This window comes from Xanthomonas translucens pv. cerealis (assembly GCF_006838285.1).
Classification (GTDB): Bacteria; Pseudomonadota; Gammaproteobacteria; order Xanthomonadales; family Xanthomonadaceae; genus Xanthomonas_A; species Xanthomonas_A cerealis.
Map to the genome: position 1 here is coordinate 417,477 of NZ_CP038228.1, position 13,469 is coordinate 430,945.

The 13,469-nt window shown below is 69.4% G+C and carries 9 protein-coding genes and 1 pseudogene; 6 read left to right on the forward strand and 4 right to left on the reverse strand.

Going from position 1 to position 13,469, the window contains the following annotated elements; all coding sequences use genetic code 11:
• Nucleotides 1–154 precede the first annotated feature (154 nt).
• On the reverse strand, nt 155–1,033 hold the full coding sequence (ampR, locus tag E4A48_RS01840; protein ID WP_039005743.1) for a LysR family transcriptional regulator AmpR: 879 nt from the start codon (nt 1,031–1,033) through the stop codon (nt 155–157).
• 98 nt (nt 1,034–1,131) lie between these two features.
• Between ampR and bla the strand changes: the two genes are divergently transcribed.
• Nucleotides 1,132–2,022, forward strand: coding sequence for a class A beta-lactamase (gene bla, locus E4A48_RS01845; RefSeq protein ID WP_039005742.1), 891 nt, complete (start codon nt 1,132–1,134; stop codon nt 2,020–2,022).
• A 150-nt stretch (nt 2,023–2,172) separates the two neighbouring features.
• A pseudogene (locus E4A48_RS01850) lies at nt 2,173–3,126 on the forward strand (alpha/beta hydrolase); the annotation flags it as partial.
• A gap of 92 nt (nt 3,127–3,218) precedes the next feature.
• On the opposite strand, the gene E4A48_RS01855 reads toward E4A48_RS01850, so the two are convergent.
• Both E4A48_RS01855 and E4A48_RS01860 read right to left on the reverse strand, forming a co-directional pair.
• A complete protein-coding gene (locus tag E4A48_RS01855; RefSeq protein WP_039005741.1) occupies nt 3,219–5,369 on the reverse strand; it encodes a phosphocholine-specific phospholipase C in 2,151 nt (716 codons plus the stop codon).
• An 84-nt stretch (nt 5,370–5,453) separates the two neighbouring features.
• Nucleotides 5,454–7,838 carry a TonB-dependent receptor gene (locus tag E4A48_RS01860; RefSeq protein WP_142741800.1) on the reverse strand — a complete coding sequence of 795 codons (2,385 nt, stop codon included), beginning with the start codon at nt 7,836–7,838 and terminating at the stop codon, nt 5,454–5,456.
• A gap of 320 nt (nt 7,839–8,158) precedes the next feature.
• Here E4A48_RS01860 and E4A48_RS01865 point away from each other — a divergent pair, with 320 nt between their 5' ends.
• On the forward strand, nt 8,159–9,409 hold the full coding sequence (locus E4A48_RS01865; protein WP_142741801.1) for a cation:proton antiporter: 1,251 nt from the start codon (nt 8,159–8,161) through the stop codon (nt 9,407–9,409).
• Nucleotides 9,410–9,551: 142 nt separating this feature from the next.
• Nucleotides 9,552–9,893: an FmdB family zinc ribbon protein gene (locus E4A48_RS01870; RefSeq protein WP_039005739.1), complete on the forward strand. Its 342-nt coding sequence runs from the start codon at nt 9,552–9,554 to the stop codon at nt 9,891–9,893.
• A gap of 70 nt (nt 9,894–9,963) precedes the next feature.
• On the opposite strand, the gene E4A48_RS01875 is transcribed toward E4A48_RS01870, so the two are convergent.
• Complete coding sequence (locus E4A48_RS01875; RefSeq protein ID WP_080763367.1) at nt 9,964–10,908, reverse strand: DUF3011 domain-containing protein; 945 nt, start codon at nt 10,906–10,908, stop codon at nt 9,964–9,966.
• A 158-nt stretch (nt 10,909–11,066) separates the two neighbouring features.
• Between E4A48_RS01875 and aspS the strand changes: the two genes are divergently transcribed.
• Nucleotides 11,067–12,872, forward strand: coding sequence for an aspartate--tRNA ligase (gene aspS / locus E4A48_RS01880; protein WP_039008909.1), 1,806 nt, complete (start codon nt 11,067–11,069; stop codon nt 12,870–12,872).
• 3 nt (nt 12,873–12,875) lie between these two features.
• Nucleotides 12,876–13,397, forward strand: a complete 522-nt coding sequence (locus E4A48_RS01885) for a GNAT family N-acetyltransferase (protein WP_053838671.1) — start codon at nt 12,876–12,878, stop codon at nt 13,395–13,397.
• Nucleotides 13,398–13,469 lie beyond the last annotated feature (72 nt).

The window sequence follows — 13,469 nt, forward strand, 5'->3', positions numbered from 1 at the left end:
ATCGTAGTTCGGCGTGTGGCCGGCGCCAAGCGACAGTGCACAAATTTTTCACATGTCGCGCGCTCGCGTCGCTTGCTGCCGCGATGCAGTGCTGGCCTGCGCTTGCGCCGGGTCGATCGCGCAGGCCGGTGTTGCCGAGTGCGGCTGCGGGCCCTCAGTCTGCTGCGTGCTGTCGCTCGGCCAGCAGCCATTCGCGCAGGCGCCGTCCTGCATCGCTTTCTGCGCGCGAGCGCAGCCGGGTGAGCCAGTAGCGCCCGGCGTCGATACGGGTCGGAAACGGCGCCAGCAGGCGTCCGGCGTCCAGGTCTTGCGCGAACAGGCGCAGCGGCAGCAAAGCCACGCCGGCGCCCGCCGCCGTGGCGCTGGCCAGGGTCAGCGACGAATCGCAGATCGGCCCGCTGGCGACCACTTCCGGCGCGCCGGCCGCCTGCAGCCAGCGCGGCCATTCGTCCAGCCGGTAGGAACGCAGCAGTGGCACGCTGCCCAGGTCGGCCGGCACGCGCAACGACCGCGCCAGCGCCGGTGCGCACACCGGCGCGAACGGCGCATCCAGGATCGGCGTGGCGCACTGGCCTTGCCAGTCGCCGTCGCCGAAGCGGATCGCCAGGTCCAGGCCTTCGCCGGCAAGATCGACGCGGTTGTTGTGGGTCTGCACGCGCAGTTCGATGTCGGCATGCGCGGCGTGGAAGGCCTCCAGCCGCGGCAGCAGCCAGCCCACCGCGAAGGTGCCGACCACGCCGACGCTCAGCGTCTCGCGGTAGCGGCCGCCGGCGAAGCGCTGCAGGGTGGCGGCGATGCGGTCGAAGGCTTCGGTCAGCACCGGATGCAGCCGCTGGCCCTCGTCGGTCAGGGCCACGCCGCGCGGCAGACGCTGGAACAGGACCACGCCCAGGCGCGCTTCCAGTTGCTTGATCTGGTGGCTGAGCGCGGCCTGAGTCACGCACAGCTCCGCGGCGGCACGGGTCAGGTTCTGGTGGCGTGCGGCGGCCTCGAAGGCCCGCAAGGCGTTCAGCGGCAGCTGCGTGCGAATCATGGCGAGGCATCAATTATTTTCATGATTGGGATTGAATAACCTCGCTGGTAGGCCGCGGTCAAGCTGCGCATGATCGGGTCTTCCGACGGAGGTGGACGATGCTGGCGAGACGACGATTCCTGCACGGCATGGGGCTGGCGGCGGCCGCGCTGGCGGTCGCGGCGGTGGATGCGAAAGTCCCAAAGAACAGGGTGCAGACGCTGGCGCAGCGTCTGGCCGGGATCGAGCGCGGTACGGGTGGGCGGCTCGGGGTGACGCTGCTAGACGGCAGCGGCGCGGTGCTCGGCGGGCAGCGCCAGGACGAGCGCTTTCCGATGTGCAGTACCTTCAAATTCGTATTGGCGGCCGCGGTGCTGCAGCGTGTCGATCGCGGCGAACTGAGCCTGCAACAGCGCCTGCCGATCCGCGCGGCGGACATGCTGTCGCACGCGCCGGTCACCGAGCGCCATGTCGGCGGCACGCTCAGCGTGGCTGAACTGTGTCGGGCGACGATGCTGTTCAGCGACAACCCGGCGGCCAATTTGCTGTTCCCGCTGGTCGGCGACCCGCCGGGACTGACCCGCTTCCTGCGCACGTTTGGCGATGCGCAGACCCGCAGCGACCGCCACGAGCCGGAGATGAACCGGTTCGCTGCGGACGACCCGCGCGATACCACCACGCCGGCGGCGATGGCTGCGACCCTGCGCACGCTGCTGCTCGGCGACGTATTGCGGCCGGTCTCACGACAACGCTTGAGCGAGTGGATGATCGACAACCGTACCGGCGACGCGTGCCTGCGCGCCGGCCTGCCGCGCGGCTGGAAGATCGGCGACAAGACCGGCAGCAACGGCACCGACACCCGCAACGACATCGCCATCGTGTGGCCGCCGGGTAGGCGTACGCCGTTGCTGCTGACCGCGTATCTCAATGGCGCCAAGGTCGATGACGCCGCACGCGATGCGGCGCTGAAGGCGGTGGCGGTCGTGGTGTGCGAGACGCTCGCGGTTTGAGCGCAGCGCCAGGCGCATTCATGCCATAGGGGCCGCGTGTGCGCGGCGCGTTCTGCTCGGGGATTGTCACCGGCTTCGGACTTGAAGCCGAAATGCGGCGCGTTCTCGCGCATCTCCTCCTTTCCCGCTTCGCCCTCCCGGAGTCCGACAATGCACAGGTTGCTTCGTTTCCCGTTTGCCGTGATCGCACTTGTGCTCGTCCACGCACCCGCGCACGCAGCGATCTGGCAACCATCGCCAGGCCACGTGCAGCTGCCGATCTGGCCCGGTGCGGTCCCCGACGCGCTGTCGCACCCGAAACCGGAAGCGGTGGGTCCCGGCGAAGGGCGCACGTGGTGGGCCAGGGCCAACGATGTCAGCCAGCCGACGATGACGGTATATGCGCCCACGGTCCGCAACAGCGGTACGGCGGTGGTGGTGTTTCCCGGTGGCGGCTATCAGGTCATGGCGATGGATCTGGAAGGCACGGAGATCTGCCATTGGCTGACGTCGCGCGGTATCACCTGCGTGTTGCTGAAGTACCGCGTACCGAATTCGGAGCCGACCTGGATCAATGGCGGCCGCTACTATCCGAAAGTGCAGACCGCGCTGCAGCACGCGCAGCGCATGCTGGGGCTGGTGCGCCTGCATGCGGCGGAATGGGGCATCGATCCGCACAAGGTCGGCGTGATCGGGTTTTCCGCCGGCGGGCACCTGGTGGCCGCGGCCAGCACGCATTTCGCAAAGCGCACGTCTGCGGTGGTGGACGCTGCGGATGCGCAAAGTTGCCGCCTGGACTTCGCCATCGCCGCCTATCCCGGCCACCTGTGGGCGCACGAAGATGAGGATCATGCCAAGCGCGATCCGACCCACCTGCAGCTGCGTACGGACATCGCCTTGAGCGCCGACACGCCGCCGACCTTCCTGCTGCAGGCCGAGGACGACGTGGTGGATGGGGTGATGCAGTCGCTGGCCTACTACGTCGCGCTGAAGCAGGCGGGCGTGCCGACGGAAATGCATCTCTACGCGCAGGGGGGGCATGCGTTCGGACTGCGGCCAAGCACGTTGCCGATCGCGCAATGGCCAAGGCTGGTGGAGAAGTGGCTGGGAACCATCGGCGTATTGGACACGGTTGCAGCGCGCCGACCGCCGCTGCGCTGTTGCAGGGCAGGGTCCGCGCCCGCGAGCCCGCACTGCGCGCTGCAAGGCTGGAGCACTCAGCCGAGCGCGCCGATCACCACCGGGTCCTCCTGATACAACCGCGCCGGCCCGCCCATCGCCGGATCGCTGACGCCGGGTTTGCCGGTTTCCGCGCGCCCGGCCAGGCGCTGGCGCGCGCTATCCTGGATCACCCACAGGTCGTACCAGCCGCCGCTCGGCGCCGCGCGCCAACGGCGCCGCTGTTCGCTGCCGGGCGCCAGCGTCACGCTGTCGTGCGGTTGCGCCTGCGCATAGGCACCGGGCCGCAGTTCCACGCGCAGCGCGCTGTTGCCCGGGTTGCGCAGCAGCAGGCACAAGGCTAGCGGATCGTGCGCGTCCTGGGCGATCTCGGCCTGCAGCAACGGTGCGTCGAGGTCGCCGCGGTAATGGCGGTGGAAGCCGTTGGGGCCGAGCAGCCACAGGTCGTAGCGGCCGTCGTAGGTGGTCCAGGTGGCGTCCAGCGTGGCGCCTGCGCCGAGCGTGTAGCGCCGCGGAATCGCGGCCAGGTCATAGCGGTCGTAGACGTGCAACACCGTGGCCGCGCCGGCATTGCCCATCCGCAGCTGCACTTCGCCGCGTGCGTCCACGTGCTGTAACTGCACTGTCGGGCGATACGGCAGTGCGCGCGAGCGGCGCACGCCGAATGGCTGCTGCGGCGCCTGCACGGTGTCCGGCAGCGGTGGCAGCGCATGTTCGTGCAAGGCGGCCGCGCGCGCGGCGGCGGCGCTGACGTCGGGCAGCGCGGCGACGAACGGGCGCGTATCGGCCTGGCGGAAATCGAAGGTATCCACCAGGTCGCCGCAGACCGCACGGCGCCACGGCGTCAGCCCGCTGGCGGCGACGCCGAAGCGGCGTTCCAGCAGGCGCAGCACCGAGGTGTGGTCGTAGACCTGCGAATCGATCCAGCCGCCGCGGCTCCACGGTGAGATCACGTACAGCGGCACCCGCGGACCCAGCCCGTATGGCCGGCCGCGCAGCTCGGGCAGATCGGCCTTGTCGTCGCCCGGCGCCGGGTGCAGGTGGTATTCGCCGTCGGTGCTCACCGTCGAAGCACCAGCCCAGCCGCTCGCCGCGGCGGGATCGGGCGAGGGCGGCGCCGGCGGCGGCACGTGGTCGAAGAAGCCGTCGTTCTCGTCGAACATCAGCAGCAGCGCGGTGCGTGACCAGACCTGCGGATCGGCGGTCAGCGCATCCAGCACGCGCGCAGTGTAGGCCGCGCCCTGCGCGGGGCTGGATGGATCGGGATGCTCGCTGCCGGCGGCGTCGGCGATGATGAAGCTCACCGCCGGCAGCCGCGCGCCGAGCACGTCCTGGCGCAACTGCGCCAGGGTGCGCGTGCCGACTCCGCGTTCGCGCAGCTGTGGATCGTGCCCAGGCGCGCCGCGCCAGGCAGCGCGGAACGGGGCGAAGCCGGCCAGCGGGTTGTCGGTGAAGTTGTCGGCCATGTCCTGGTATATCTGCCAGGACACGCCGGCCTGCTGCAAGGCTTCCACGTAGCTGGGCCAGCGGTAGTCCTCGGCATGCCCGCCCAGTTCGGGGAAGTTGTCGTGCGAGTTGGCGATCACCGGCCCGCCGGCGCGCGCCTGCGGATCGTTCTGCCCGGTCCACAGGAACACGCGGTTGGGATTGGTGCCCGCCTGGATCGCGCAGTGGTAGGCGTCGCACAGGGTGAACGCCTCGGCCAGCGCGAACTGGAACGGCAGGTCGTCGCGTTCGTAGTGGGCCAGCGCGTGGTCGTGCTTGGCCGCGGCCCAGCGGCCCATGCGGCCGTGGTCCCAGGCCTGCTGCGCATTGGGCCAGGTATGCGGGGTGCCCTGCACGCGCATGCTGCGGAAGTCGCGTGCGGTGTGCAGCGCGAACGGCGTGAGCAGGCGGCTGCCGTCTTCGCTGGGTTGCAGCCAGACGTTGCGCGGGGCGATGCCGGGCAACGTCGGCGCCGGGATCGGGAAGCGGTCGCCGAAGCCGCGCGCGCCGGCGAAGCTGCCGAAGTAATGGTCGAAGGCGCGGTTCTCCTGCATCAGGATCACCACGTGCTGCAGGTCCTGCAGGGTGCCGCTGCGCACGTCCGGGGCGATCGCGGCGGCGCGGGCGATGCTGGGCGGCAACAGCGCCGCGGCGGCGCCGGCGACGCCGGCCTGGAGCAGGCGGCGGCGGGGAAGATCGGTCATGGCGCGGACACCGGCAGGACATGAAAAGAGGGCTCGCCAGCGGCGCCAGGCCGCCGGCGAGGACGCAGCATGCGGGCTGCGCGATTACAGATCCAGCGTCAGGGTCAGGCCGACCGTGCGCGGTGCGGCGATGAACGCGCTGTCGCTGCCGTCCACGCCTTCCAGATAACGCTTGTCGGTGAGGTTGCTGACGTTGAGGTCCAGCTTCACGCCCTGCAGCTGCGCCGACAGCTGCGACAGGCTCAGGCCCAGGTGCGCGTCGAAGGTGGTGACGCCGTCCAGGCTGTTGCTGTTGGACGCGTCCAGGTAACGCTTGCCGAGGTAGCGCCCGGAGATGCCGAACGCCCAGGCCTGGCCCTGCCAGTCGGCCGAGGCCACCAGCGTGTTGCGCGGCTGCCCGATCACCTGCGAGCCGGGGGTGATCTCCAGTGCCGTGTCGCGCGCGGCGTCGCCGCTGCCCAGATAGGTCGCTTTGTTGAAGGTGTAGGCGCCGTTGAACCGCCAGCCGTTGTCCCAGCCATAGCCCAGCGCCGCTTCCACGCCGCGCGCATGCACGCCGCCGAAGTTCTCGTAGACGCCGTCGGTCTCGCCGAGATAGTCGATGCCGCTGACGAAGTTGGCCGGCACGTAGACGATGCGGTTGTCGAAGCGGATGTCGTACACGGTGACACTGCCGGTCAGCGGCCAGCGGCTCATGCGCAGGCCCAGCTCGATGTTGTCGGCGGTCTCCGGCTTGACCCGGCTCAGCGCCACCGGATCGGTCTCGCCGAGCACGCCGGAGGGAATCGCGGCGAAGTTCTGCGAGTAGCCGGCGAAAGCTTCCAGGCCTTTCACCGGGGTGGTCCAGGTCAGGCCGGCGGAGAACAGCGGATCGGAATGCGAATCCGATTCAACGTGTTGGCTGTCGCCGATGCGGCGGTCGCGGGTCTGGTCGACGAAGAACTGCTTGACCCCCACGCGCCAGGCGAAGTTGCCGTAGCGCATCACGTCTTCCACGTAGTACATGCGCTCGTCGGTGTCGTAGTTGTCCTTGAACTGCACCCAGTACGGCACGTGGTCGAAGGCGATGTTGCTGCCGACGTCGAGCAATCGGTGCCAGTCGCGGGTGACGCTGCGCTGGTATTTTTCCAGCCACACGCCGCTGCGCACGGTGTTGTCGATCGCGCCCAGGTCGGCGCGCCATTCGGCATCGGCGGTGACGCCGGCGCGGTCGTTGTCGTAATGGCTGTGGCGGTAGGACTGCACCGCCTGCGAGCCGGCCGGATAGCAGGCCGGGTTCGACTCGGCCGGCAGCGCCGCGCTGCCGCTGCAGCCGGCCAGCATCGTCGCCGCTGCGCCGGTGGTAGTGACGAAGTAGATCTTGCCCAGGTCGCTGCCGCCGGACACGGTGCGTCCGCCGGTGTATTCGGATTCGGGCTTGCCGCTGCCGTCGTTGGTGACGTCCACCAGGTATGGCGGGATCCAGTCGCCGCGGCCTTGCATGCGATGCGCGTAGCCGGCCAGCGTGGCCTTGAAGCCGTTGCCGCTGTCGAACGCGCCGCGCAGGTAGCCGAAGGTGTTCTTGCGCAGCGCGCGCGAGCCGGAACGGTAGTTCTGGTCCAGGGAAGGAATGCCGGTGAGGGTGCCGGTCAGCAGGTCGTGCTCGGGATCGCGCGCGAACTGCTCCGGGGTGACGCTGCTGTACTCGGATTCGTCGGCGTCGTCGTAGGACAGGTAGCCGCTGAGTTTCCACGCGCCCAGGTCGCTGTCGAACTTGCCGGCCAAGTGGTCGCGGGTGGTGCGGCCGCTGCCGTCGATCCAGTCGCTGTTGCTGCTGTGCGAAGCGCTGAGCCAGGCCTTGCTGGTACCCATCAGGCCGGTGTCGTAGCGCGCATAGTACTTGCGCGCATCGTTGTCGCCGATGCCCACTGCCATGCGCACGCGCTGCGCGTCGAGCGGTTCGCCGGTGAGGTAGTTGAGTGTGCCGCCCAGCGCCTCGTTGGAGCGCGAGGCGATGTCGGCGGTGCCCTGGCTGACCTCGATCGTCTCCAGGTCGAGCGTATCGATGAAGCGGTTGGCCTTGGAGCCGCCGCCATAGGCCGAGCCGCCGTTGGGCAGGCCGTCGATGGTGGTGCCGATCTGCTGCGTATCGCGGTTGCTGACGAAGCCGCGCATGCTGATCTGCGTACCCCAGTCGGAGGAGCCGAACGCATCGGCCTCGGTCACGATCACCCCGGGCAGTTCGTTGAGCGCGTCGTTGACGCTGCCCATCGCGAACTGACGGTCCAGCATGTCCTTGCTGACGCTGGTCTTGGCGTAGGTGGTGGCCTGGCCGACGACCTGCACCTGGTCCAGGGTGGAGACCTGCGCGTCGGCATCGGCCGCAGGAGCGCCGGCATCGCTGGCCGCCTGGGCGTGGGCGACCATCGCCGACAGCAGCAGGGCGAGTGTGGTCCGGCGCGGCACATGGAAACTTTTTGGAAAATTCATCAAAGGTGAATGCTTGTGTGGGGCTGTGATGGTGTCGACATATGGTTGCGTGTGTGTGACTGCCTGTTTCCGGCAGACACCACTGGGTGCGTATCCGAAAGGCGACATGCGCAGCGCGCGTACCCGCGGTGAGGTGTGCGGATACGCATCGTCGCTGCCGAGCAGCCGGCACCTGGCGGGCCGTGCCGCTTGCATGCATGGCAGGTCCTGGCAGGCAGCCGGTGCCGTCGCGCATCGCGCGTAACGACATCCGCGCCCGCCACGCGGCATCATTGCCGCCGCCGCCAGCGGCCCCCCACCCACGACGGATGCACTTCCCGATGAGCCACGAACTGATCTACCTGCTGTTGATCTTCGCCCTGCTGGTGATCCCGCGCGCGCTGCAGCGCTTCAAGCTGCCTGCGCCGCTGACCTGCCTGCTGTTCGGCATCGTCGCGATGCTGGCGATGGGCGAGCGGGCGCATGATGCGGTGATCGTGCTGCTGGCCACGCTCGGCATCTCCTCGCTGTTCCTGTTCGCCGGTCTGGAGGTGGACCCGAAGGCGCTACGCCGCGGAATGTGGCCACTGCTGCTGCATCTGCTGGTGCGCGGCGGCAGCTTGTTCGGAGTTGGGTGGTTGGCCTGGCGCTACGCCGCGCTGCCGTGGCAGGCGGCCGGATTGCTGGCGCTGGCCTTGCTGACCCCGTCCACCGGCTTCATCATCGATTCGCTGGGCCGGCTCGGGCTCAGCGAGGAGGAGCGCTTCTGGGTCACCAGCAAGGCCATCGCCGGCGAATTGCTAGCGTTGGCGGCGTTGTTCGTGATCCTGCAGGCCGGCGATCCCTGGCGGATGGGCCTGTCCAGCCTGGCGTTGCTGGCGATGCTGGTCGGCCTGCCGCTGCTGTTCGTGGCGCTGGGGCGCTGGGTGGCGCCGCAGGCGCCCGGGTCGGAGTTCTCGCTGCTGGTGATGGTCGGGCTGATCGCCGCCTACATCACCTATTCGCTGGGCGTGTACTACCTGGTCGGCGCGTTCATCGCCGGCCTGGTCGCGCGCCTGCTGCGCCAGCGCATGCCGTTGCTGGCCTCCGACGAGAACCTGCACGCGGTACGGCTGTTCGCTTCGTTCTTCGTGCCGTTCTACTTCTTCAATGCCGGCACCAAGGTGCCGACCGGGGCGCTGAGCCTGCAGGCGCTAGGCATGGGCCTGGCGCTGACTGCGTGCGTGCTGCCGCTGCGCATCGGCATCCTCTGGCTGCAGCGGCGGCTGCTGTTCGGCGAGGATGCGCGCAGCAGCCTGCGGGTGTCGCTGGCGCTGGCGCCGACCCTGATCTTCACCCTGGTGCTGGCCGGGATCCTGCGCGAGCGCTTCGCCATCGCCGATGCGCTGTTCGGTGCGCTGCTGCTATACGCGGCGCTGAGCACGCTGCTGCCATCGCTGTTGTTCCGCATGCCGTTCGATGTGGACCCGGTCGAGGCCGCGCCGCTGCCGGCGGCGCCGGCCCAGGGCGTGCCGGAGGCGCCGGCTGCGCAAGATCCGCCGCGGCCGCCGGTCGATCCGCCGCGGCCAGCGCTGCCGCAGGCGGCCGTTTGAGCGGCCCGCAGTTCAGAACCCGCGCAGCGCCGCTGCGGCTCGCTGGGGAATGCAGGGCAGGGCGCCACGCGCCGGCATTGCTTGAAAGCCGGCGCCCGGGCCCCATACTGGCTGCCTGTGTTCCTTTCGCGTTTTTGCCGCCATGCCGATCTATGCGTTCCAATGTGCCGAGTGCGGTCACAGCTTCGACCGCCTGCAGAAGCTGTCCGATCCCGATCCCGATACCTGTCCGTCCTGCGGGGCGTCCGCGGTCAAGCGCCAGCTGACCGCACCTTCGTTCCGTCTGTCCGGCAGCGGCTGGTACGAGACCGACTTCAAGAAGGACGGCGACAAGAAGCGCAACCTGGCCGAGTCCGGCAGCGGCAGTGCCGGCGAGCCCAAGCCGGCCGCCGCGGCCGCCTCCACCGATAGCGCGGCCAAGTCTGCTGCAGCACCCGCGGCCACACCGGCGTCGGCGCCGGCCGCCAAGCCCGCCGCGACCTGAGCAGGGCGTCCTGGAAATGCAAACGGCCCGGAGTCGCCTCCGGGCCGTTCGCGTTCCTGCACAGCGTGGTTCAGCGCGCGCCGAAGCGTGCCCGGCAGCCTTCCTTGACCCACACCGCATTGCCCTCGTAGCCCCAGTTGCGGCCCTCGACGCAGGTGGTGCCGGACAACTGCTGGATCACCGCCGGGCGGCCCTGGCCGCGATCCCAGGCGCAGCTGCGCAGGCGTTTGTCGTCGCTGCTGCAGGTCACCGAGTAGTCGTCGCCGGACGGCGGGCGGTCCGGACCCCAGCCGCCGCCACCGCGGCCACGGCCTTCGGCGAACTCGCCACGGCAGCCATCGTCCACCCACACCATGCCGTCGCGCTGGCCCCAGCTACGGCCTTCGATGCAGCGGGTATCTGACAGTTGCCGGACCAGCACCGCATCGCGCCAGCCGGTGTTGCAGACGCGCTGGCGCTGGTCCTGGCTCTCGCAGCGGATGGTGCCGCCTGGGCCTGGGCCACCGCCATCGCCCCAACCGCCGCGGCCCTCGGCGAAGCGGCCGCGGCAGCCGCCGTCCACCCACACCACGCCGGGGCCGGAACCCCAGGTCTGGCCTTCGATGCACGGCGAGTCCGACAGCGCGCCGACCAGCCGCGCGCGGCCGCGGAACGGAGTCGCGCACTGGCGGCGCTTGCGGTCGTTGCTGGAGCAGGCGACGGTCTGCGCGTCGAAGCCCGGCTGCGGTAGCCACTGGCCGCTGCTGCCGCGCAGCGAGGTGGAGATGTCCTGCTGGATGCGGCCGAAGCCCCAGCCGCGGTCGATCTGGTCCAGGTAGAACTCCAACTGGTCGTCGGGGATCTGCCGGCCGCGGGTCTGGTCGGCGTATTCGCGCTCGATCACCCGCACCCGGCTCGGCATCGACAGCTGCCGCAGGTCCTCCGGCGCGTAGGCGCGCGCGCTTTGCGCGACCACTGGCCCGCTGGCCAAGGCCAGTCCGGCCATCAACAACCAACCGCTCAGTTGCTTCAACATGGGTCCCCTCCGATGCCCGTGACGGTGGGCGGACTATAGCCTCACGGAAACTTAAGGCCAGGTGAGTTGCGGTGCGATTTGCCCGGGCCGGCGCCGCGCCGCAGAATATCCGGCTTGCCGGCGCGTTCTGCGCCGGCGGCCCCACCTTGGAGTTTGCGATGCGTACCCACTTCTGCGGCCTGGTCGACGAGACCTTGATCGGCCAAACCGTCACCCTGGCCGGCTGGACCGATGTCGCCCGCAATCTCGGCGGGGTCTGCTTCATCGACCTGCGCGACCACGAGGGTATCGTCCAGGTGACGGTGGAGCCGGACAACGCGGAGGTGTTCGCGGTCGCCGCCTCGCTGGGTTACGAGGACGTGCTGCAGGTGGAAGGCGTGGTGCGCGCGCGGCATGCGGTCAACGACAAGTTGCGCAGCGGCAAGGTCGAGGTGATCGCCACCCGCATCACCGTCCTCAACAAGGCCGCGCCGCTGCCGTTCCATGCGCACGAGAACCCGGGCGAGGAAACCCGCCTGAAGTACCGCTACCTGGATCTGCGCCGCCCGGAGATGCAGCGCATGCAGCGCACCCGCATCAAGCTGGTGCAGGCGCTGCGCCGCTACCTGGACGAGCGCGGCTTCCAGGACATCGAGACCCCGATCCTGACCAAGGCCACACCGGAAGGCGCGCGCGACTTCCTGGTGCCGGCGCGCATGCATCCGGGCGAGTTCTACGCCTTGCCGCAGAGCCCGCAGCTGTTCAAGCAGATCCTGATGGTGGCCGGCTTCGACCGCTACTACCAGATCGCGCGCTGCTTCCGCGACGAGGCGCTGCGCGCCGACCGCCAGCTCGAGTTCACCCAGCTCGACATGGAATTCGCCTTCGTGCGCGAGCGCGATGTGCAGGATGCGGTGGAGCAGATGATCCGTCACATCTTCAAGCAAGTGGTGGACGTGGAACTGGCCGCCGAATTTCCGCGCATGACCTGGGCCGAGGCGATGCGCCGCTTCGGCTCGGACAAGCCGGACCTGCGCATCGGCCTGGAACTGGTCGATGTGGCCGAGTTGGTCAAGGGTAGCGAGTTCAAGGTGTTCGCCGATGCCGCCGCCGACGCCGCCGGCCGCGTCGCCGCGCTGCGCATTCCCGGCGGCGCCAGCCTGTCGCGCAAGCAGATCGACGACTACGCCGCGCACGCGGCCAAGTACGGCGCCAAGCGCTTAGCCTGGTTGAAGTTTGGCCAAACGCCTGCTGGCGCCTCGGGTGGAGGATCTGTCCAAAGTGGGTTTGATACCGACCAAGTGACTGGCTCGGTCGTAAAGGTGCTAGGTCCCGAGCTAACTATTGCTTTGCTCAAGGCAGTGAAAGCATCTCCGGGCGACATCGTGTTCTTCGGCGCCGGCGGCTACAACACCGTCTCCGACTTCATGGGCGCGCTGCGGCTGAAGGCCGGCAAGGACTTCGGCCTGGTCGCGGCCGGCTGGGCGCCGCTGTGGGTCACCGATTTCCCGATGTTCGAATGGGACGAGGAAGCGCAGCGCTACGTCGCCCTGCATCACCCCTTCACCGCGCCGGCGGTGGACGACATCGCGCAGCTGCGCGCGCATGCCAGGACCGCGGTGTCGCGCAGCTACGACATGGTGCTCAACGGCAATGAAATCGGCGGCGGTTCGATCCGCATCCACCGCCCGGAGATGCAGAGCGCGGTGTTCGAACTGCTCGGCATCGGCGCCGAGGAAGCGCGCGCCAAGTTCGGCTTCCTGCTCGATGCGCTGAACTACGGCGCGCCGCCGCACGGCGGCATCGCCTTCGGCATCGACCGCATCGCCGCGCTGATGGCCGGCACCGAATCGATCCGCGACGTGATCCCGTTCCCCAAGACCACCGGCGCGCAGGATCTGATGACCGACGCGCCGTCGCCGATCGCCGACACGCAGCTGGCCGAAGTGCACGTGCAGGTGCGCGCCAAGCCGGTGCAGGGCTGAGCGATGGCCTTGGCGATCCGCCAGGCCACCGCGGACGACGCCGCCACTCTGGCGGCGCTGGCCGCGGCCACCTTCACCGAAACCTTCGGGCATCTGTATTCGCCGCAGGACCTGCATGGCTTCCTCGACCAGACCTACACCGCCGCGCGGCAGCGCACCATCCTGCAGCACCCGGACTACGCGGTCTGGCTGCTGGAGGACGACGGCGTGGCGGTGGGCCATGCCGCGGCCGGCCCCTGCGGCCTGCCGCATGCCGAGGTGCGGCCCGGCGACGGCGAACTGAAGCGGCTTTACCTGCTGCGTTCGCACCAGAACAGCGGCTGGGGCAGCCGCCTGTTCGAAACCGCGCTGGCCTGGCTGGAACGCGAAGGCCCGCGCACGCTGTGGATCGGCGTGTGGTCGGAAAACTTCGGCGCGCAGCGTTTCTACGCGCGCTACGGCTTCGAGAAGGTCGGCAGCTACGAGTTCCCGGTCGGGCAGACCCGCGATCTGGAGTTCATTCTGCGCCGCGTGCCGCGGCAGTAGTCTGGCCGTCGGCCCGCAGCGACGGCAGCGCATTGCCTCGCCGGCTTTGCGCCCTGTTGAACGCCTGATCGC